The sequence below is a fragment of the uncultured Aquimarina sp. genome (assembly GCF_947492115.1).
Lineage (GTDB): Bacteria > Bacteroidota > Bacteroidia > Flavobacteriales > Flavobacteriaceae > Aquimarina.
On sequence record NZ_CANLMM010000003.1, the window covers coordinates 497,636 to 519,318 of the forward strand.

Sequence of the window (21,683 nt, forward strand, 5' to 3'; positions counted from 1 at the left end):
ATGTTATTGATTTCAATAGATTTTGCCTAATCAAAACTAGTAATACTGAGTTATATTTTAAAATAGTGTATTTTAATTTCATATTTTTTTATTTGGATGTTGTTGTAAAAAAGAGATTCTCGATTATAGATGAAACTGTATGAAAAATTAAGACACATCTTTAATTGTATGTATTTTTTAATGTAAACGTTTGTTTGTTAGTGTTTTGAGTTTGTTTTTAAGAGTAAATTTCTTACATTTTTATTTTTGTTTAATCGATGAAATACATATTTATTAGGATGAAATACACAATTTATTTGGTTTTCTAATATAAACACATTATATTAGTGTCGTAATATTATCACAATCATCAAGGCTTTCTAATAAAATTTAGAAGATTATGAGTGTTTCGCCCCAAAAAACCAAAAGTCTTTTCAAATTTGATAAAGTTTTATTTACGACCCTCTTTATCGTAATGCCAGGAGTAATTCTTGACGCATTAGCAGAGTATTATAACGGAGGAGTGAGTTTATATTTTTATCGTGGTGTGGTAAATCTTATTATTGTGTCCATTGCCTTGGTATTATATATTACATCTCATATCAAAAAATCAACTTTATTAGGTACATCGGTATATTCAGTAGTGTTATTGATGATGTCAACCATGTTCTGGGCAGTTAATGATCCAGCGTTTGCTATCGAATCTTTTTTTCTTAAAGTTGAAGTTATAGTATCATTATTACTTTTTGCGGTAGGTATGCTAGTACATTTTAGACATATCATTTCATTACTGGTTTTTAATTTCATATTTATAGGTTTTTGTGCATTCCGATATCCAGAACTTCCATTGGTTCAGCTTGCTTTTTATGCAGTTATCGTAAGTGGTGGCGGATTAATGGCCTTTTTCTGTCAACGAATTTTGGTAAAACTATCTCGAGAGTTGAAAGAAGCGAACAGACTAATTAGTATAAAGAATGATAAGCTTAGAGAAATGAACCAATCTAAGGATGATCTATTTAGAATTATTGGACACGATTTAAGAACACCATTTTATCAATTAGAAGGGTTAATTGATATGGTAGATCAAGCTGAAAATGAACTGGAGAAGACAAAGATCAAAGCAATGATCAAAGAATCTGCGAGTAAAGGAAACCAATTGTTAGAGGATCTATTAGAATGGGGACATATGTACAAAGAACAATCTCAGGTATTGCTAGAAGATAAAGAAGTGTCAACGATTGTAGATAAAGTATTTAAGTTTTCGGATATGAAACGAAAACGTAAACAAATCAGCCTTATTAATAAGCTTCCAGAAGATTTAAAAATTACCATAAACCCTGCTATGATGGAAACTGTAATGAGAAATTTAATAGCCAATGCGATCAAATTTTCTCATAGAGGTTCCTATATCATTGTAAAGTCAGAAAAAATGGAAGGTAAAATACGAATAGCGATAGAAGATAAAGGTATAGGTATGAATACTGATAGTCTATTTCGCCTATTCACAACAGATAAAAATAATTCTACGGCAGGAACAGAAAATGAAAAAGGAACTGGATTTGGTTTGAGTATAGCTAAAAAACTTGTAGAAAAGCAGAATGGAGTTTTAGAGATCGAAAGTGAATATAATAAAGGAACCACAATTAATCTTTATTTTCCACATACAATGAGCGCTTAATGACTAAACAAAAAAATACTATAACGAAAAAACAGCCTATCTTTTAGGCTGTTTTTTTATGACTACTAGTAATAATTACTATTTATTATTTACGTAATTCATGAGATCAACATCATTTCCTAATAAAACATCGTTAGAGTTAATTCTTCCTTCTAAGCTGTCATTTTCTAATTTCAAAACTCCTCTCGGACATACTGCAGAACAAATTCCACATCCGACGCAGCTAGATCGTACAATGTTTTCACCTTTCTGGGCATACGCACGAACATCTATTCCTTGTTCACAATAGGTAGAACAGTTTCCGCAAGAAATACATTGACCACCATTGGTTGTGATTCTGAATTTAGAGAAAAGACGTTGTTGAATTCCCAGAATTCCTGCCATAGGACATCCCATGCGACACCATATTCTATTACCGAGTATTGGATAAAATCCAGTTCCAATAACACCAGAGAAAATAGATCCAATACCAAAGCCATAGAAACTACGTAAGCCATCAGCAAGTCCATATTCTTTTGTGTTTAACCCAAAAGACAAATAACTTGCGTTAATTTTTATGTTATTAATATCTACAAAAGCTAATAACACAAAGAACCCTAAGGTGATAACTAAAGATACTGTAGCTCCTATAAAAGCATCTTTTTTTAATTGGTCACGTTTCCAATACACAACTGCCGCAAATACAATAACTAAGAACGCTCCAGAGGATATAAGAAAACTATTTTTCGTAAACCAATATTTAGTACTATCATATCCAAGATAGGTAGAGATTACAGCTGTTGTAAAAATTACAGCAAATACAAGTACTGCATTAATCAACCAGCGTTCAATTTTCCATGCTTTAACACTTTTGTCAGATAACTGACGGAAGGCATCACCTGCAGTTTCTGCTAATCCACCACAACCACATACCCAAGAACAATACCATCTTTTTCCGTATTTATAAGTAAGCCAAGGAGAGATTACAAAAACCATTAGTACAGCAAGTATTAAAAAGAACAGTCCAATCGTTTGTGCGTTAATAAACTGATCCACTCTCCATTGATCAAAGGCATAATAATTTAATGGCCACATTAATTTTATATCATTATAAGGCAAAGAAAAATCATCTGAATTTAAACGTGCCATTAATTCTGGGATCACAAATGCAAATGCAGTTTGAAAAAACATTACACTAACTGTACGTAATTGCTCGTAGCGATTATGTTTGTATTTCATCATAAATTTGACCCCAAACGCAATGATTGCAACGGTATATAAAGTTCCATATACAAACCATTCGCTCGCTTTTTCATTCTTTAAGGCATAACTTAAGGGATCAAATAATCCAATCAATCCCGTATTAGCTCCATCGGCACCTTGCCCAAGACCTAAAAGCTCTGCATAAAAATATAAAACGATATAAAAACCTGTTAAGAATACTCCTGCAATCCAAGCCAGAACTCCACGAGAAGACATGGATTTAAACCATACTCCATCATTCTTTATTCCTTCCAATTTTTTATCGTAAGCTCCTTTTGAAAAAACAATAATACCAGTGGTTAGTGCCACTAACGATACCGTTAACCATAATGCTTGATTCGGTAGATTAACATTAAAAGTTGCTAATAATAGGATTAAAAGTCCAGACATTCCGATAAGAACACCGATCTTTTGTATTGTATTTAGACTTTTAGGCGGTTGTCCTGTTAAAGCCATATTTCTTTCTACTGCCATGATTTATGCGTTTACGGTTTGTTGCTTCTGAAAAGCGTTTAAAATATCTTTTTCGAAATGTTTGTAAAATTCAGGGTCAAAATTCGCCACAGGAAGATGCTCTATTACGTAATCTACATCTCGTTTTTCTGTTAGCCATCGATCGAATACTTCATGGCGCATGCGAATTCCAAAAGTGTTAATTCCTAAAAACTCTCTCGTTTCTTTATGATAAGACACAGTTACACATTTGGTATCACTTTCATGTATCCAATGAAATTGTGCTTCATATTCTTTGGGTCTACCAAATACCCATCCATAAGTTTGGTATTCGATATCTAAAAATTTTGCGCTATTAAACCAATGTCCTGGTTTGTATTCTAACTTGTTTCCACATATGGTTTGCGCCACGGTTTCACCCATCATTCTACCGGTATACCATACAGCTTCGATAGGCCTTCTATTTCCAATAGCTTCATGCTGTTCTGCACAATCACCTATAGCGTATATGTTTGGAATGCTAGTTTCCAAAAAACGATTCACTTTTACACCTCTTCCTAGTTCTATACCAGAATCTTTCAAAAAATCTACGTTTGGAGATACTCCAGCCGTTAAACCAACAACATTGCACTCAATTTCCTCACCAGTTTCTTGTATTACAATAGATTTTACTTTTCCATGATCATCAGCCTTTATTTCTTTCAGATTTACACCTAAACGAAGATCAATATGATGATTCTTGATATGTCTATTAATCATTCCACTCTCTCCTGCGGGAAGCACACCATTCCAAAAGCTATCTTCTCTAACTAAGAACGTTACTGGAATACCTCTGGAATTTAGCATTTCGGCTAATTCAATTCCAATAAGTCCACCACCAACAATGACGGCTCTTTTACAAACTGTTTTATTAGGAGCATATTTTTCCAGATTTTCTAAGTCTTGTTTATGATACATTCCCATTACTCCATCCAGATCTTGACCAGGCCATCCAAATTTATTTGGTTTGGATCCCGTAGCTATGATGAGCTTATCATATTGCAGATTCTCTCCGTTTTCGAAGATTAATTGACTATTTTCATGATCTACTTTAGAAACAAATCCTTTCTTTAGTTCTATTCTATTTTTCTCCCAAAACCAGTTTTCATAGGGTTGTGTATGTTCAAATTTCATATGTCCCATGTATATATACATAAGAGCTGTACGGGAGAAAAAATAATCCGTCTCACCAGAGATCAGGGTAATCTTTTTATCAGACATTTTCCGGATGTGTCTTGCAGCTGTCACACCAGAAATTCCGTTGCCGATTATTGCAATATGTTCCATAGAGTTTTATGTTAGTTGATTTTAATTCTAGTTCTTAAAATGAAGCTTCTGTGCGTAAGTCGTATATAAATATAAGAACTTAAACAGCTTCAATAATTTAGAATTAATCTAAAAAGCTGAGGTTTTGTAAGTTTTCTTTTTGAATTCGAACGGCATTTACTTCATAAAACACAAGTGCACTTTCCGAATGGTTTTTTGAAAATAATTTGTAAGTAGCTCAGAAAGGCTTCGACTCAATGCCCGTTACCAAGGTAAATTATAAACTTAAATGTAAACACAACTTCATATGTAAGAAGTAAAAAAATTAGTCATGAAAAAAATACTTTATATACTAACATTATTAACTATAACAAATAGTTTTTCTCAAAGTACAAAGGAATTCTTTACTAAATCTGATGCCTTTTTTAAAAAGCATGTTACAGATGGTAGAGTAGATTATAAAACAATAAAAAGTAACCCAGAAACTCTTAATGAGCTATTAGATATGGCAGCGACTATAAGTGTTTCTAAAAGTGATCCAAAAACCTTTCAGGCATTTTACATTAATGGGTATAATTTATCTGTTATTAAAGGAATTGTAAATAATTTTCCAACAAAATCTCCACTAAAGATTAAAGGATTTTTTGATAAAACTAAATATACGTTAGCAGGTAAGGAAACTACACTAAATGATTTGGAGAATAAGATACTACGTAAAAATTTCCCAAAAGAACCACGTTTCCATTTTGCATTAGTTTGTGCAGGGTTAGGATGTCCTCCAATAATATCAGAAGCGTATACACCAGCTTTATTAGATAAACAATTACAACGCCAGACCACGATAGCATTAAACAATCCAAACTTTATAAAAGTAAAAGGTAAGAAAGTACAGCTTTCTCAAATTTTCGAGTGGTATAAAGGTGATTTTACTCAGAACGGATCCGAAATTGATTACGTAAATCAGTTTAGAAAAGAAAAGATCCCTTCAAATGCGAGAATCTCTTACTATCCATATAACTGGTCTCTAAATATCATTAAATAACAAATCATAATATAAGGTTAACATCAAATAATAACCTAAACTAATTTTTAATAACCTATTGTAATCATGAAATTTACTAAAAACATTATAACCGCTTTCTGCCTCTTATTAACCGTTTCTTTTGCTTTTGCACAGGATGATGATGATCAGGGTTCGGTAATTCAAACATTAACACCCTCTAAATTAATCGGGAAAGGTCAGTATGATATTAAGTGGTTTAATAACCTATATACGGAAACTAAAGATCTTTTCGGACCTAACGGAGAAGAAAGAGACATTCCTAGAAATACTTTCTTTACAAGTACTTTAGAAGCTTACACAGGAATTGGAAATAATAAAAGATGGAATATTGGTGCTATTTTAGAATTTAGATCAAATGCTGTTGGAGGAAGAGATGCTTTGGATGTCTTTAAATTTGATGGAGAAAGAGGTTCTGCAAGATCAGGATTAACATCTATTGCACCATCGGTAAAATTTGTACCTCTTAAGAATGTAAATAACTTTTCTATTCAAAGTTCATTTTTTATTCCGCTAGTGGATAATGAAACTGAAGATGGTGTTTTCCTTGATCAAAATGGATTTATTTGGCAAAACCGTTTCTTTTACGACTATACATTTCCTGGAAACAAATTTCAGATTTTTGGAGAATTGAATTCTGAGTTAAATTTTGGAGATGAAGAAGATAGTTTTGCTAATGATAGTTTACGTTTAACGCCTGGAGTATTTTTTAGTTATTTTCCAAGTTCTAAATTTACAGTATTAGCATTAGCACAGCATTCAGAATTGATTGATTTAGGGAATGATTTTGATCAGAATTTCACTGCACTAGGCGGAGGTGCTAAGTATCAATTGACAAAAGAACTGAATATAGAAGCCTTATATACTAATTTTGTTAGAGGAGATAGAACAGGTTTAGGAGAAACTTTTAACATTGGGTTAAGAGCGGTTTTCTAAGATAATATTGTATTTTCAGCGGTATAAAAAATTGATATGAGACATCTTTTTATGCCGCTGATTTTCGCTTTTTTTTGTAGCTGTTCTGGACAGGAACCAAAAATGAACGGGATAAGTTTTGTAGCCTCACCAAATCAGATTGATGAAACACATATAGAACCTGTAGTTAGTGTAAATGCAAATTGGGCTGCAGTGATGCCCTTTGGGTTTGTGAAAAACCTGAAAGAACCAACAGTAGTTTTTAATATAGAAAGACAATGGTGGGGAGAAAGAGCGGATGGAGCAAAGCGTACGATTGAATTACTAAATCAGCGAGGAATCAAAGTAATGCTAAAACCACAGATTTGGGTATGGAGAGGAGAATTTACAGGTAATATTTCTATGGATTCCGAAGAAGACTGGAAAACCTTGCAGAACTCATATGAAGCATTTATTATGTTGTATGCTCAATTAGCAGAGGAACTTAAAGTTCCTGTGTTATGTATAGGTACCGAATTACACAGTTTTGTGCAAAAAAGACCAAAATATTGGAATCAATTGATTCAAAAAATCAAAGAAGTCTACAAAGGGAAGCTGACCTATGCAGAGAATTGGGATCAGTTTGCTAAAGTACCTTTTTGGGATCAGTTGGATTATATAGGGATTGATGCGTATTTTCCAGTTTCAGAAAGCAAAACACCAACTGTAGAAGAATTAAGAAAAGGTTGGCAAGTGCATAAAAGGAAGATAGAAAATGTACAAGTTGAGGTGAAAAAGCCTGTACTGTTTACAGAATATGGATACCGAAGTGTACATTTTACAGGAAAAGAACCTTGGGATTCAAACAGAGTACAAGGAAATATAGATCTGCAAGGTCAGAATAATGCATTAACAGCATTGTATGAAGAGTTTTGGAAAGAACCTTGGTTTGCTGGTGGTTTTTTGTGGAAATGGTATCATAATCATGAAAAGGTAGGAGGTGAAGAGAATAATAGGTTTACCATACAAAACAAACCATCAGAAAAGCTAATTCAGAAGTTGTATAAATATGAGTAAAAACAATTATATCGTATGTCTTCTATGTTGCATTTTATATGCTTGCAACAGTGATGAAAATACGATAGCATTGAATGCTACTTTAGCGACATTAGTAAGTTCTAATGATATAGAAGTAGATAATGTTATTGCATGTGCTTCTGGATCTGAATCTGATGAAAATAGTATCATTGCTTACGTTTATCCGAGACCCGAAGCAACTGATATTAGATATTATGAAACCTCTGATATCGATGTAGATAAAAACGATTACAGTAATTACCAAAGAATCCTGATAGAATCGACGGATTTTTTTAATGGCTATCTTCGAAAGTTTACTAGAAATACAGATGAAGAGAAATGGGTAATTATTACTTTTTTTGAAGAAGAAAAACTACACTTATCTAATCCAATTCGATTAAAGCATAAGACGAAACCAACTGAATTTACAAGTCAGGTAAATATCGATTTAGCAACAGACAATATGCCAGTATTTTCTTGGCAAGATGAGGTGTTTGATGATAATGCTATCTACTTTCAGGTGGTTTCCGATAGTGATAACGAACTACTTTCTGGAACATATACTTTTGAGAAACAATTTCAGTATTATAAAACTGAAAATGTAGTGCTTAATATCACCATGGGAACACCACCACAGTTAGATCCTATGAACTCTTATAATTTCACACTAATGGGGGTAAGTGAAGACAATTGGGTAAACCTTTTGATACAAAAAGAATTTCAACCTTAATTTTATTTAGATTTTCCTGTAAGATCATAACATATTTTGCGTCTACGATGATAAAAAATGTTATGAAGAACATCTTAATAGCACTGATTTTCTTTGCGTATTGTGGAAGTTTTTCTCAAGAAACTGTTGTCTCAGAATTACAAATTACCGGTTTAAAAAGAACCAAGGAATCCTTTATTAGAAAATTGGTAAAGGTAAAACCAGGATCTACCTACGATTCTTTAAGAGTAGCAACAGATATTGAGAGATTGAAAAGACTTCCTGGTGTAGCAAATGCCGAAGTTGTAGTGCAGAAAAATCAAGATTCCGGATATCAAATCACATATGCTATCGAAGAGAATTTTACCATTATTCCAGGCTTAAGTATTGCTACAGACAATAATGGAGAATTTGCGTATAGAGTTTCACTTTTTGAATTTAACCTATTTGGTAGAAATCAAATATTTGGAGGTTTCTATCAGCGAGATGTTTTTGATTCTTATGGAGGGTATTGGGAAGCACCATACCTATTCACCAATAAATTTGGGATAGGTATTAATTATAAAAATCTTGTTTCGCAAGAACCTATTTTTCTAGAAAATAATAATACCATCAATTACAAGTTTGATACAAGAGCGTTTGAATTGAACTTTTTATATGAGTTTGATTTTCATAACCGAGCTGAGGTTGGTGTTAATATTTCTAAAGAGGAATATGATTTTATAGAAGGGAATCTGCCTGCTGAAATTCCAACCCGTCTTTCTGCTAATAAAATTGCGTACAGAGGAGAATATGAATATAACGATATTGATATCGATTATCAGTATGTTTCAGGTTTTAGAAGTCTATTGGATTTCCGTTTTGTAACTGGTGGAGAAGGTTTGTTGGATGATTTTTTTATTGGAAGAAATGATTTTGAATATTTTAGAAGAATCGGAAAACGCGGGAACTGGGCAAATCGTCTAAGATTAGCATATGCATCGAATGATGATACCCCTTTTGCTCCTTTTGCAGTAGATAATCAATTAAACATACGAGGGGCTGGAAATACGATTGATAGAGGTACTGCTGCAATTGTATTAAATACAGAATATAGGCATACCTTATACGAAAAAGGATGGTTTGTAGTGCAAAGTAATGTTTTTATAGATACGGGAACATGGAGAAACCCTGGAGGAGATTTAGTAGAACTGGTAGATGGTAGTACCTTACGGTTTTATCCTGGAGCAGGAATACGATTCATACATAAACGAATTTTTAATGCAGTTTTTAGATTAGATTACGGTTACGGAATTGGAAATGATGCAACCAACGGAATTACCTTTGGAATTGGCCAATATTTTTGATTTGCAGTGTAATAAGACGTACCTTTGTTAGGAAATTGCTTCAAATATTTACAACTAAATGCGAATAAGACTTACCCTTGTCTTCATAACCTTTTGTTTTTGTTGTTTAGGCTACGCTCAGGAAAATGTAATTTCCGAAATCGTTATTCAGGGAAATAAAAAAACAAAAACGAGAGCCATTGCAAAATTGAACTCTATTCGAGAAGGTGATGTGCTGGATTCTGTTCAAATAGAAGAAGATATCAAACGATTAAAACGATTGCCAAGCATTGCGCATGCCTATTATCAGGTACATAAAAAGGAAAACGGTTATAAGGTGGTGTATGGAGTAGAAGAAAATTTTACGATCATTCCTAGCGCTAATGTATATACCACTAACAACGATGAATTTGCTTTTAGAGTGGGATTGTATGAATTTAATTTGTTTGGGCAAAATGTGGCTTTGGGAGGTTTCTATCAAGATGATATTTATAGTTCGTTTGGGGTGAATATAAGAGCCCCTTTTTTATTTAGCAAAAAGTTTGGTTTAGCATTTAATTATCAGAGTCTCACTACACAAGAGCCTGTGTTTTTAGACAATGGTACGGCAGATTATAAATATAACAACACTTCCTATGAACTGTTAGGATTATACCAGTTTAATTTTCAAAATAGGATTGAATTAGGTGTTAACTATTTTAATGAAGATTATACATATAGAACCGGAGCAACAGCACCAGATGTTCCCTTAGATTTTGACGTAAATAAATTACTTTTCAAAGGAATTTACGAATACAATAACTTAGATTTTTATTTCCAATATGTTTCTGGATTTAGAAGCGTTGCGAATTTTCAATATGTAATCAGTACAGAAGAGGTACTCCCTGACTTTTTAATAGGATGGAACGATTTTATGTATTATCACAGAATTGGTAAAAAAGGAAACTGGGCATCGAGATTACGTGTAGGATTGGCTAGTAATGATGAATCCCCTTTTGCACCATTTGCGGTAGATAACAATTTGAATATTAGAGGAGTTGGTAATACCATTGATAGAGGTACTGGAGTCATAGTTCTCAATACAGAGTATAGGCATACGTTGATGGATAAAGACTGGTTTGTATTACAAAGTAATGTTTTTGTCGATGGTGGAAGTTGGCGAAATCCTGGAGGAGATTTTGGAGATTTTGGAGATACTCAAAATTTTAGAGTCTATCCAGGTGTAGGGTTACGTTTTATGCATAAGCGAATTTTTAATGCGATTTTTAGAATCGATTATGGATATGGAGTTACGGAAGATGCTACTAATGGTTTCGTATTCGGAATAGGTCAATATTTTTAGAAGAATAATGTTTTAGTGTTAAAAACAAGTTAATAATAAACCGAACGTTTGGTAAAAAACTAAAAAAGGCTACATTTGCAACGTTATGAGACCAGTAAAAGTAGATGATCAACAGTTAATAGAAGGCCTGAATCAAGTATTTAGGACTAAAGGGTATGAAGGTGCTAGTTTAAATGAATTAGCGGAAGGAGCTGGTCTTAAGAAAGCGAGTTTGTATCATAGATTTCCTGAAGGTAAAAAACAAATAGGTTTAGCTGTACTGTCTTATTCTTCGGATTGGCTACAAACAAATCTTTATAAAGTACTTTTGGATACAACTAAAGAACCAAAAGAAAGATTAGAATTAGTATTGCAAAAAATTAGTGAGTTATACGATCAAGGAAAAGAAACTTGTGTATTAAGATCACTATCTATGGAATCCGGAATGGAGATTTTTGGAGAAAAAATAAAATCCGAAATGGAATCCTGGATTCAACATTTTTCTGATTTCGGATTTGAGTTTGGGTTAGATAAGCAAACATCTTCTAAGGTCGCCAGACGAGGTCTTATTAGTATACAAGGAAGTTTGGTGGTATCTAATGCAATGTCTGATAATTCGTTGTTTTTAGAAACTTTAGAAGAAATAAGAAAATACTATATAGGCTAACATATTTTTTTAAATAGTAATTATACCGAACGTTCGGTAATAAATAAAATCATCATGGAAAAAAAGTATCCGTTACCTCCGTTTACAGAGGAGACAGCAAAACAGAAAGTACAAATGGCAGAAGATGCCTGGAACTCAAAGGACCCAATCAAAGTATCTAAGGCATATAGCGAAGATACCGAGTGGAGAAATCGGAATCAATTTATTAATGGAAGAGAAGAAGTACAAGATTTTTTAACCGATAAATGGAAGAATGAACAGGAATATAAATTGAAAAAAGAGCTGTGGGCTTTTACGGAAAATAGGATTGCAGTTCGATTTGAATATGAATATAAAAATGATAAGGAACAATGGTTTCGAGCTTATGGTAATGAGAATTGGGAATTTGATGAAAATGGTCTTATGAAAAAGAGATACGCAAGTATCAATGATCTAGAAATATCAGCATCTGACAGAAAATTATAATCTAATTTAAATACATACACAAAATGAAAATTCAAACAACAAAACATCTGGTTTTAATCCTAATATTAACTATTACAAGTAGCATGTTGGGGTCTGACCTAAGCTTTATTAGTAATGATAATGTAGTTACTGAAGCGTATAGTGTGAAATATAAAAAAATCAATGTAGATGGAGTACAACTAGCCTATCGCGAAGCGGGTAATCCAAAAAATCCAGCAGTCGTATTATTACATGGTTTTCCAGCTTCTTCACACCAGTATCGAAAGGTATTAAATCAATTATCTGATGAATTCTATTTGATAGCTCCTGATTATCCAGGTTTTGGTAATAGCGACTTCCCTAGTGAAACTGATTATGAATATACATTTGATAATCTTGCAAATACGATTAATACTTTTTTAGAAAAGTTGGGACTAACTTCGTATGCATTAATGATTCAGGATTATGGAGCTCCTATAGGATTTAGGATAGCTACAAAACATCCAGAAAGAGTAACGGCAATCATCAATCAGAATGGGAATGCATATCAAGAAGGATTAGGACCTGCTTGGAAAGATCTTAGAGTATTTTGGGCTAATCGGAATTCAGCAACTGAAGAGGCTTTATTACCAGTATTTTCATTAGAAGGATTGGAATGGCAATATACTCATGGAACCAGAAACCCAGAGAATGTAAACCCCGATACTTGGCATTTGGATTACTTACGATTGTCTAGACCGAATGCTCACAAGGTAAATTTAGATCTGTTTTATGATTATCAAAATAATATTAAGTTATATCCAAAATGGCAAAAATATCTTAGAGATAATCAACCACCACTATTAATTGTTTGGGGTAAGAACGACGCTTTTTTTCCCGAAAGCGGAGCAAAAGCTTATAAAAGAGATGTAAAGAATATTGATTATAATATTTATGATACTGGACACTTTGCTTTAGAAGAAGAGAGCGAATCTATTATTAAAAAAATGAGAGCATTTTTACATAAGGTTTTATAAATAATAGTTATTTTAAAAGAATAAGGATCTAGTTTTTATTACTAGATCCTTGTTTGTTTATTATTCAAATATACCCGTTAGACACATATGCGTTTCTCTAGTACCTAAACAACAACCATTAGGCAGTGGATATCCACCACAAGCCTGACATTCTTGAGGTGAATATGTAGGGCAAGTTGCTCTTACAGCTCCACCATTTACAGATCTTTGCGCTTCTTTACTAAGGGTCTGAGTGTCTTTTAAATTTAAAATGCTTTTTAACATAATTAAGGTTTTAAGAATAATATTTCCCCAAACATTTAGAGACACTTGAGGTTTATGTCTATAAAATTGAGAACGAAAAAATGGGGAATTTGTTACTTTTTATAAATGGTTTATTATCTCTTCAGCACTTTCCTTTGTTTTTACAAAAATTTCTTCATTCATAGTAGTTCCTTCTAACGGTAGAAAGGTTATATCGGTAATTCCAATAAGTCCTAAAACAGTTTGTAAATATGGCTGAAGAAAATCTAAGGCTTTCATTTCCTGAGAATCATACACAGCTCCAGCAGAGGTGATGATATAGGCTTTCAGCCCTTCAATTTTTCCATAAAAACCACCTTCTTCATTGACTCCAAAAGTACTATTGATTCTAACGATATGATCAATCCAGGCTTTTAGAGCAGAAGGAATGCTAAAATTATACATTGGTGTACTGATCAACAAGATGTCTGCTTCTTTTAATTCAGCAATTAGGGTGTCAGATAATCTAATAGCTTTACTTAAATCATCACTAAGTTGATCAGTTGGAGTGTAAAATCCTTCAATGGTTTTTTGTTGGATATGAGGTATTGGAGTATTGATAATATCTCTTGCAACTAAAGTGCTATTTGGGTTTTTTTGTTGCCATTTTTTTTGAAATAAATCTGCCATTTTTCTGCTATCTGAATTCTCAATTCTAGAACTAGCATCAATTCGTAATAATTTCATTTTTTTTATTTTTTAGAGTTTAAAAATTCATATACTGCACTAAAATCCAAGTTTCCATATCCTTGTTGTTTTGCTTGTGCAAAAATTTCTTTTGTACTATTTAGATTAGGTGCAGCTACATTGTTTTCATATGCTGATATACTAGATAGGTGAAGATCTTTTTGTATCCATTTTAAAGGGAAATTAGCTTCATAATCCGAATTTTCGAGTTTTTGACGCAGATTCGAAATAAAAGGAGCTACTACTGGAGTGTTTAAAAGCACATTAAAGAGTGTTTCTTTTTCTAATTCCATAGCTTCCCCCATCACCATTGCTTCTGCAAAAGCAACCATCGATTGCCCTAATAATTGATTGATTAGCATTTTCATAGCTGCACCTTTTCCAACTTTTCCTAGGTGCAATGTCTTTTTGCCCATGATGGTTAATAATGGTGATACTTCATTTACCGAAGCAGTATCTCCTCCAACTAAAAAAAGCAATTCTCCATTTTCTGCAGGTGCTTTTGTTCCTGCTACAGGAGCATCCAAATAGCGAACTCTGAATTCTTTTGATATGATATCCATTTCCTTAGTGAAGGAAGGGTTTACCGTGCTGCAATTCAACCAAATACTGTTGTCCTTAAGTGAAGAGAGAAAACCTTGATTTCCTATAGCTACTTCTCTTACTACTTCAGGAGTAGAAAGCATTGTAATAATCACATCAGTTTCTTTAGCAACTTCTTTGGGTGAAGTGGCCCAAGTTGCACCGTTTTGCAATAGATGTTTTGCTTTTTCTTTGGTCCGGTTATATACAACCAGATCATATCCTTTTTTTTGGAGATTGGCTGCCATTCTACTGCCCATAATACCAAGTCCTATAAATCCTATTTTTTTCATCTGTACATATTTATTTTGTACAAATGTCTAGGAAAATAAATGTGCTAAATTTTCAAAAAAACAAAAAATAGTGTTTTTCGGTCAAAACTTTATAAAAGGATATCTTTTCGATATTTGATTTGAAATTGTTTAGGCGAAAGGCTAAACTTATTTTGAAATATTTTTATGAAGTGTGATGTGTTTTCATAACCAACTTGTTGTGCAATAGCTGTTACCGAACTAGGAGTATCTTTTAATAAGAGCGCTGCCTTTTCCATTCGTCTCTGAACTAGCCATTTCTTAGGGGAAACTCCGAATTTGGATTTAAAATCTCTACGGAAAGTCGAAATACTCCTACCTGTTAGATATGCGTAATCTTCTATATCCAATGGTTTATCATAGTTATCACCCATAAAAGCTTTAATGTCTTTTTTAGCTCTTCTCTTGTGATGTTGTAATCTATTTACAAAAGCTTCACCTGTATCAGAAAGGCTAATCAAATGCAATAATTCGAGTAATTTCGGTTTGGTAAATTGATGTTGATTTTTATTTCTATACAAGGTAATGAGCGTGTCCGTGAATAGTCTAATATTTTGATCATATGCTAGAATGATGCTATTGTTAGAATTTGTAATATCTGAGACTTCAAAGTTTCGTAAGAACTCATCTGTGATTTCTTCATCAAAAAAGAATACAATAGCCTCAAAAGATTCATTTTTTGGAATGATATCGGATATCATATAAAGCCCTCTTGGGAGAAGTATCATTTGATTCTTATTTACAATCGAAAGATCTCCTTCTTTGGTTTCAATTCGTAATCCACCGTTTAACACTAATGTTAATGCATGCGATGCTAAATAACGCTCATTCTGAAGATCTGCATGCTGTACGCTTTTAAAAATGACACAGGATAATCCATCTACTAAGACTTTTTCAATCTTTGGATGCTGGTAGAATGCTTGTGGAACTACTTTCATAACAAACAAAAATCTTAAAAAATCGTTGGGTAAAATACTGTTGTTTTATAAAAATAACGATTTTCGGTCAGAACTTATTTCGATTTAAATAATAATTTCCCCTCTAAAATAAATTCATCAGCGATCGCATTTTCTTTCATTCTTTTAAAAATACTGGGAGAATTATGATTCACTCCATATTTAGTTCTATCTATCAAATATTTAAATGTAATCAAGATATCAGTGCCTTTGCTTTTAATAGTAACAGGAATATTTTCTGTATTTGTTTTGCCCTTTATCGTAAGGCTTCCTGTTAAAACAGTTTCTGTGTTCTCTAATGTAACTGAGTTATTAACGATGAAGGTAGCTGTTGGATATTTCTTTACTTCAAAGAAGTCTTCGTTTTTAAGGTGATTTTTTAGGTCATTATTTTCGTGATCAATACTTTTCATATTAATGATTAATTGTAAGGAAGAAATGGTATTGTCCAAGGTCGTTACGGTTCCATTTTTAGGTGCAATAGTTCCAGTAAGCGCGTACGAGTTAAAGGCAGCTTTTCCAGTCCATGATAGTTCAGAACTTTTTACATCTAAAGTGTAATTCTGCGCTTGTATCTTTTGTAATCCAATTATGATTAGACTTATGATTACTATATTTTTAAATGTTCGCATAATTGATTTAGTTTAAAAGTTTATCTGTTGTTTCAATCTTCTCATAACCGCATACAGTTTCTCCATCTTTGGTTATACCAATGAAATACCACATGGCCCATCCACCAAACAGCGTATCATCTGTTCGCCAATTGTTTGCCCAGGTATAAGGTTGAGATTGTTTCATTACCTGTTTTTTGGTTTTGAAGTTTTTGTTTAATTCTTTTAGTGGATATGATTTTCTTAAATTCCAAGTATCATTATAGAATAGATATGCACCGTATTCAATAATTGTTATTTCACTTTCTTTACATAGAATAGCGGTATTATGTTTCCAGTAATATCGATCATCAATTTTTATTGCATCAATTGATTTAGGAAAATTTTTTACGGAGATAGCTCTGCGTAAACTGCTTAATTTCTCAGGTAATTTATCATTTATGGGTGTTCCATATTTAGTTTGCGCAGGTAGTAAGACTGTATACAGAACCGCGCATAGTAAGATTACTTTTTTCATGATTATTTTATTTTTTCTGCTGTCCAAACAGCTAAAAAGTCCTTCTTTATAGCATGCGTTGATCCATAAAGTTTTCCATTTTTATAGTAAAATGTGGTATTATAGTCACCACTATTGTCACCGGAGATAAGTGCTACATAAATCACATCTAATTGGGTGTTTACTCTTCCCTCTCTCATTTTTACACCTTCTCTATAGAATGTTCCTTCTACGGATTTGGAAGTAATCTTATCGATGCGCATCATGGCAAAATTGGAATCTGTCGTATCCTGCGGACTCATATCCAGTTTCCATTCACCAACTAATTGTTGTAGATCTTTTGTGTCTTCTTGAGAAAAGCTATAGAAAGATGTTATTAATACGAATACTGTAAATGTCATTAATTGTCTCATGTTTTTATGATTTTAGAATTGTTCGAGACAAATATTGATCATTTAATAAACAAAATCGTTTCAATTCGCTAAATGAGACGAATTTTGAAGAAAGTTAAGGACTCAATTTTTTAATTGAGACTATTTAACTATTTGATTTTAAAGCGCTAGGAGGTTTACCGGTTATTTTTTTAACTGCTCGGTTAAAAGAAGCTTTAGAGTTAAAACCTGCTTCATAAGCTAATGCTAAAAGGGTGAAATTGTTATTTTTTGAGTCATTTACTAACCTTTTTACTTCTTCAATACGAAGTTCATTGATGTAGTCATTAAACTTTTTCTCGTAGATGGTATTAAGGCACTTGGTTACCAAGTATGGTTTTACAGATAGTTGTTCGGATAGAGAAGCTAAGGTAAGTTCAGGATCTTTAAATAATTGGTCTTCTTGCATTTTAAGATTCAATGCATTACTGATAGTCACAAGTTGCTCTTTTTCTTTATCTGAGACAGTTGTTGTTGGTTTAAATGCACTTTCTTTTCTGCGAGAAAATCCTTCGAGCCCTAACCAATAAGTAATAATCGCCATGCCTATAAATACAGGATGACCGTAGAAAAAATTACTGGCAAAATTGAAAAAGAAAAAGTCTATTAAAATTCCAAGAACATAAATAATAGAGAATATTTTCATCACCAAAATTACTCTTTTGATCCAGTCGAGTTTTCCTGGAATGATCTTATATCCTTCGACACTCGTCATATTACTTAGTATTTTTTCAGCTTTGCTACTATAAAAAATGATGAGTGCTCCAGAAATGACAAACATCGTTGGATAATGCATCCATATTACATATCCCCAATATCCTAACCAAGTAAGGCTTTCTCTGGTTCCATCCCAGTAAAAGTTTTGAGCTTTGATAAAAAAGCTCCAGGCAAATTCAATGAATACTGGTAGAAAATGAATCCAATCCTTCTGTTTAAATTCAAATTTGGGATTCACATAACTTTTTACAAAAAAGAAAATTAGTGTTCCGTAAATCCAATTATATTCTAGCAAAATATGATACCAAACATCATAACGACCTAAACCAAATATATTTAGTGTCTCTACAATAAGTCGGTAAGAAAAGAAGAATAAAATGGTAGCCAGAAACCTATTAGCTATATAGTGCAATCCATTTTTCTGCCATAATATGGTTCCGAAAATTATTCCCTGAATAGCTCCAATAAGGAGTAAAACAACTAAAAGTATTGGTATTGTTTCCACTTCCCTAAAGATAAAGAAGTAGATTTAAGAAACAACTTTTTTCTTATAATACCTATATAAATCTTCTGAGGAGGCACCCAGCCATCGTCGCATATGAATATTTAAAAAGTGGTATTGCAATCGCCAAACTCCGACTTCTCTGTAACGTCTTGCAGAAGTAATGACGTATTTAGGAATGATAACAAATTTATTAATCGCAAAAAGACGATCTACTAGATCATTATCCTCATAAACGATATAATTTTCGTCGTACCCTTCTATTTCTTTAAATAATGATGCGGTTATAAACTGACTTTGATCGCCACCACGACAGCGTTTACTTTCAAATTTTGTAAGCCACCCTAGAAATCGCAACCACCAATGATTTGAATCAAACTTCATACGAAAACATCCAGCTTCATTACCTTTTTGTATTTCTGCTATGATATCCTTATCATAATGCTTTGGAGGAAAGGAATCAGCATGCAAAAAATACAGAATTTCACCAGTAGCAACTGATGCTCCTGTATTCATCTGCTTAGCACGACCTTTTTCAGAATCTACTAATTTAATCTTTACAGCTTGGCTTTCTGCAAACTGTTGTACCACGGTTTTTGAATTATCAGTGCTTCCACCATCGACAATGATAATATCACTAATGGTATCTTTAGCATAAGAAACCTGTATCAAATGCGAAAGCAGCTTACATATAGAAGCCGCTTCATTAAGAATAGGAATGACGATAGAAATTTTCAAAAGGTCAGCTGTTATTTATGGTATAAAGTTACTCATTTAAACTCCAATCATATTTCTTATATCCTTTCTTTTTTTGCTTATCAATTTTAACTTTAGCGTATCTATTGATAAAAGATTTTGCATCTTCACCATCTACCTTGAAATCCTTTTTAAACCAACTGAAAATTTTTGAAACCTCTACTACTTCTTCAGTAATAGTATTTCTTTTAGGGTCGTTGATAAAATTTCCAGTAAGTGTTTCCAAGGCATTATCAACATTAGTTGCAGTAAAAGCTCTATTCCATACTATTGGGCAAGAAAAAGAAGCACAATTGATAGCAAAATGAATTCTAGGTTCTCCTAGTTTTCTAAGAATTTTGTGTTCTAGTTCATTTAAACTGTGTAATACACCATTAATTTTAAAAAACTGTCTATCCCAAGGATTTTTAATGTCTTTAATACTTTTTAAAGGATAGTTATCAATGATAAGCTTGATCGTATAGGCATTGTAAGCATTGATCCAGTATGCTAACTTTTCTTCTTTGCTCCAATTTTCTGCAGGTGGATTATCAGAAAGATAGTTGAAGTACTTATATAGCTCTGCACTGTCTCTCATAAATCCTTTATAATCTACTTTTCCGTCATCGGATACATTGATCAATAATATCTGATCCCAGATGGCATGATCTAATTTTTGTTGTGCTTTCGTTTGTAGTGATATGAATGCAATAATTGCGAATACAAATAGTTTTGGGGTCTTCATTTTTTATGTTTTTTATTCCAAATGGTTAGGTTTGACACTTAATTTATTTTTTGTTTTTCCAAATAACGAAATGTTTATATAAATATTCGTTAAATACTCGAGGTTAGTCCAAAGTCTGTGCCATTCCTTACAGATGTTATTCGTAATTCATAGTTCCTTATATTGGAACTTACTTATTGAATGTGTATTATTGTAATCGAACTATTTCCATATGATTAGTACAGTTTTGACACTTCCTTGCGGAGCGGTATTGAAAAACAGATTAGTAAAATCCGCTATGACCGAGCGTATCAGCAATCGGAATTATGAACCTGTTAAAGGTCATAATCGGTTGTATGAAGATTGGTCTGCTACCAGAGCTGGCTTGCTAATAACCGGAAATGTAGTTATCGACAGGAAACATTTAGAATCTGCGGGCAATGTATGTTTTGATGATGAAAATATGCTCCCAAAATTAAAGTTATGGGCAGAAGCCGGAAAAAGATATGGTAATCATGTTTGGGTTCAAATTTCACATTCTGGTCGACAAACGAATCGTTTTGGAACTGGTAGACCCTTAGCACCTTCTGAAGTTCAGTTAAAAAAGTTAGGGCTTTTTGGTAAACCTAAAGCTATGACAGAAGAGGATATTCTAAAAGTAATTCAAAGGTTTACCAAGGCTGCACAATTAGCCAAAGAAGCTGGTTTTACGGGTGTTCAAATCCATGCTGCTCATGGATATTTGTTGAGCCAGTTTTTATCACCTAATACCAATTTGCGATCTGATCAATGGGGAGGTAGTATTGAAAATAGAAGTCGTTTATTACTAACTATTATCAAAGAAGTTCGCAAAGTAGTAGGAGATGATTTTCCTATAGCCGTAAAATTGAATTCTGCTGATTTTCAGAGAGGAGGTTTTACAGAGGAAGAATCCTTAGAGGTAGTTCGAATGTTGGATAATGAAAAGATAGACTTACTGGAGATATCTGGAGGAACCTATGAAAAGCTTGCTTTTTTTACTATGAATGAAGAAGATGTAAAACTAAAAGAGAGTACAAAACGCAGAGAGGCGTATTTTATAGATTTTGCTAAGAAAATAAGAGCAATCAGTCAGTTGCCACTTATGATTACAGGAGGTTTTAGGTCATATGATTTTTGTAACGAAGTATTATCTAACGGCGAAGTTGATCTAATTGGTATGGCTCGTCCTTTTATTACGAATAGGGATGAGATATCGGATTTTCTAAAAGGGAAGTTACCTAGATTAGAAAATTTGATTTTGCGTACGGGAATTAAACAATTTGAAGATGCAGCCGAAGGAGGATTTTATGCCAGACAAATTATAAGGTTTTCGAAAGGAAAAGGGTTGAAAATCAATATGAGTCCGCTTTGGTGCTCTATGTTTTTGATTATATATGAATTTAGAAAAGCAATGTCGAAGAAGTTCTAAAAAAACATATCCCCAAAACTAAAAGAAGT

23 protein-coding genes are annotated in these 21,683 nt (G+C 32.9%); 11 read left to right on the plus strand and 12 right to left on the minus strand.

Annotated elements, in window-relative coordinates; translation table 11 throughout:
- The first annotated feature begins 379 nt into the window (after positions 1 to 379).
- A complete protein-coding gene (locus Q1A73_RS11625; RefSeq protein ID WP_299605609.1) occupies positions 380 to 1,657 on the plus strand; it encodes a HAMP domain-containing sensor histidine kinase in 1,278 nt (425 codons plus the stop codon).
- Between the two features lie 78 nt (positions 1,658 to 1,735).
- Here Q1A73_RS11625 and Q1A73_RS11630 read toward each other — a convergent pair whose 3' ends face one another.
- Positions 1,736 to 3,373, minus strand: a complete 1,638-nt coding sequence (locus Q1A73_RS11630; RefSeq protein WP_299605613.1) for a 4Fe-4S dicluster domain-containing protein — start codon at positions 3,371 to 3,373, stop codon at positions 1,736 to 1,738.
- Between the two features lie 3 nt (positions 3,374 to 3,376).
- Positions 3,377 to 4,678, minus strand: coding sequence for an FAD/NAD(P)-binding oxidoreductase (locus tag Q1A73_RS11635; protein WP_299605615.1), 1,302 nt, complete (start codon positions 4,676 to 4,678; stop codon positions 3,377 to 3,379).
- A 310-nt stretch (positions 4,679 to 4,988) separates the two neighbouring features.
- Between Q1A73_RS11635 and Q1A73_RS11640 the strand changes: the two genes are divergently transcribed.
- From Q1A73_RS11640 to Q1A73_RS11680, 9 genes are all read left to right on the plus strand, one after another.
- Positions 4,989 to 5,699, plus strand: coding sequence for a DUF547 domain-containing protein (locus tag Q1A73_RS11640; RefSeq protein WP_299605618.1), 711 nt, complete (start codon positions 4,989 to 4,991; stop codon positions 5,697 to 5,699).
- A gap of 66 nt (positions 5,700 to 5,765) precedes the next feature.
- Entirely contained in the window at positions 5,766 to 6,653 is an 888-nt protein-coding gene (locus tag Q1A73_RS11645) for a hypothetical protein (RefSeq protein ID WP_299605620.1), read from the plus strand.
- 36 nt (positions 6,654 to 6,689) lie between these two features.
- Positions 6,690 to 7,688 (plus strand): glycoside hydrolase, encoded by a 999-nt coding sequence (locus tag Q1A73_RS11650; RefSeq protein ID WP_299605623.1) that lies wholly within the window; start codon positions 6,690 to 6,692, stop codon positions 7,686 to 7,688.
- Positions 7,681 to 8,418 carry a hypothetical protein gene (locus Q1A73_RS11655; protein WP_299605626.1) on the plus strand — a complete coding sequence of 246 codons (738 nt, stop codon included), beginning with the start codon at positions 7,681 to 7,683 and terminating at the stop codon, positions 8,416 to 8,418. Before Q1A73_RS11650 ends, Q1A73_RS11655 begins: the two co-directional genes overlap by 8 nt.
- 62 nt (positions 8,419 to 8,480) lie before the next feature.
- A complete protein-coding gene (locus Q1A73_RS11660; RefSeq protein WP_299605628.1) occupies positions 8,481 to 9,743 on the plus strand; it encodes a POTRA domain-containing protein in 1,263 nt (420 codons plus the stop codon).
- Between the two features lie 58 nt (positions 9,744 to 9,801).
- Positions 9,802 to 11,064, plus strand: a complete 1,263-nt coding sequence (locus Q1A73_RS11665) for a POTRA domain-containing protein (RefSeq protein WP_299605631.1) — start codon at positions 9,802 to 9,804, stop codon at positions 11,062 to 11,064.
- An 85-nt stretch (positions 11,065 to 11,149) separates the two neighbouring features.
- Positions 11,150 to 11,710, plus strand: a complete 561-nt coding sequence (locus Q1A73_RS11670; protein WP_299605634.1) for a TetR/AcrR family transcriptional regulator — start codon at positions 11,150 to 11,152, stop codon at positions 11,708 to 11,710.
- 54 nt (positions 11,711 to 11,764) lie between these two features.
- Positions 11,765 to 12,175, plus strand: coding sequence for a nuclear transport factor 2 family protein (locus Q1A73_RS11675; RefSeq protein WP_299605636.1), 411 nt, complete (start codon positions 11,765 to 11,767; stop codon positions 12,173 to 12,175).
- Between the two features lie 23 nt (positions 12,176 to 12,198).
- Positions 12,199 to 13,170: an alpha/beta hydrolase gene (locus Q1A73_RS11680; protein WP_299605639.1), complete on the plus strand. Its 972-nt coding sequence runs from the start codon at positions 12,199 to 12,201 to the stop codon at positions 13,168 to 13,170.
- A 60-nt stretch (positions 13,171 to 13,230) separates the two neighbouring features.
- On the opposite strand, the gene Q1A73_RS11685 is transcribed toward Q1A73_RS11680, so the two are convergent.
- From Q1A73_RS11685 to Q1A73_RS11730, 10 genes are all read right to left on the minus strand, one after another.
- On the minus strand, positions 13,231 to 13,434 hold the full coding sequence (locus Q1A73_RS11685) for a hypothetical protein (protein ID WP_299605641.1): 204 nt from the start codon (positions 13,432 to 13,434) through the stop codon (positions 13,231 to 13,233).
- 99 nt (positions 13,435 to 13,533) lie between these two features.
- Positions 13,534 to 14,139 (minus strand): NAD(P)H-dependent oxidoreductase, encoded by a 606-nt coding sequence (locus tag Q1A73_RS11690; RefSeq protein ID WP_299605643.1) that lies wholly within the window; start codon positions 14,137 to 14,139, stop codon positions 13,534 to 13,536.
- Between the two features lie 5 nt (positions 14,140 to 14,144).
- Positions 14,145 to 15,014: an NAD(P)-dependent oxidoreductase gene (locus Q1A73_RS11695; RefSeq protein ID WP_299605645.1), complete on the minus strand. Its 870-nt coding sequence runs from the start codon at positions 15,012 to 15,014 to the stop codon at positions 14,145 to 14,147.
- Between the two features lie 89 nt (positions 15,015 to 15,103).
- Positions 15,104 to 15,970: an AraC family transcriptional regulator gene (locus tag Q1A73_RS11700; protein WP_299605647.1), complete on the minus strand. Its 867-nt coding sequence runs from the start codon at positions 15,968 to 15,970 to the stop codon at positions 15,104 to 15,106.
- Between the two features lie 74 nt (positions 15,971 to 16,044).
- The gene (locus tag Q1A73_RS11705; protein WP_299605650.1) at positions 16,045 to 16,620 is read right to left on the minus strand and encodes a YceI family protein; all 576 of its coding nucleotides are present in this window, start codon (positions 16,618 to 16,620) and stop codon (positions 16,045 to 16,047) included.
- 7 nt (positions 16,621 to 16,627) lie between these two features.
- Positions 16,628 to 17,116, minus strand: a complete 489-nt coding sequence (locus Q1A73_RS11710; protein ID WP_299605652.1) for a hypothetical protein — start codon at positions 17,114 to 17,116, stop codon at positions 16,628 to 16,630.
- A gap of 2 nt (positions 17,117 to 17,118) precedes the next feature.
- Positions 17,119 to 17,508, minus strand: coding sequence for a hypothetical protein (locus tag Q1A73_RS11715; RefSeq protein WP_299605654.1), 390 nt, complete (start codon positions 17,506 to 17,508; stop codon positions 17,119 to 17,121).
- Positions 17,509 to 17,632: 124 nt separating this feature from the next.
- Complete coding sequence (locus tag Q1A73_RS11720) at positions 17,633 to 18,748, minus strand: helix-turn-helix domain-containing protein (RefSeq protein ID WP_299605657.1); 1,116 nt, start codon at positions 18,746 to 18,748, stop codon at positions 17,633 to 17,635.
- Positions 18,749 to 18,772: 24 nt separating this feature from the next.
- The gene (locus tag Q1A73_RS11725; protein ID WP_299605659.1) at positions 18,773 to 19,483 is read right to left on the minus strand and encodes a TIGR04283 family arsenosugar biosynthesis glycosyltransferase; all 711 of its coding nucleotides are present in this window, start codon (positions 19,481 to 19,483) and stop codon (positions 18,773 to 18,775) included.
- Positions 19,484 to 19,511: 28 nt separating this feature from the next.
- The gene (locus tag Q1A73_RS11730; protein ID WP_299605662.1) at positions 19,512 to 20,225 is read right to left on the minus strand and encodes a DUF547 domain-containing protein; all 714 of its coding nucleotides are present in this window, start codon (positions 20,223 to 20,225) and stop codon (positions 19,512 to 19,514) included.
- Positions 20,226 to 20,436: 211 nt separating this feature from the next.
- Here Q1A73_RS11730 and Q1A73_RS11735 point away from each other — a divergent pair, with 211 nt between their 5' ends.
- On the plus strand, positions 20,437 to 21,654 hold the full coding sequence (locus Q1A73_RS11735; RefSeq protein WP_299605664.1) for an NADH:flavin oxidoreductase/NADH oxidase family protein: 1,218 nt from the start codon (positions 20,437 to 20,439) through the stop codon (positions 21,652 to 21,654).
- Positions 21,655 to 21,683: the final 29 nt, after the last annotated feature.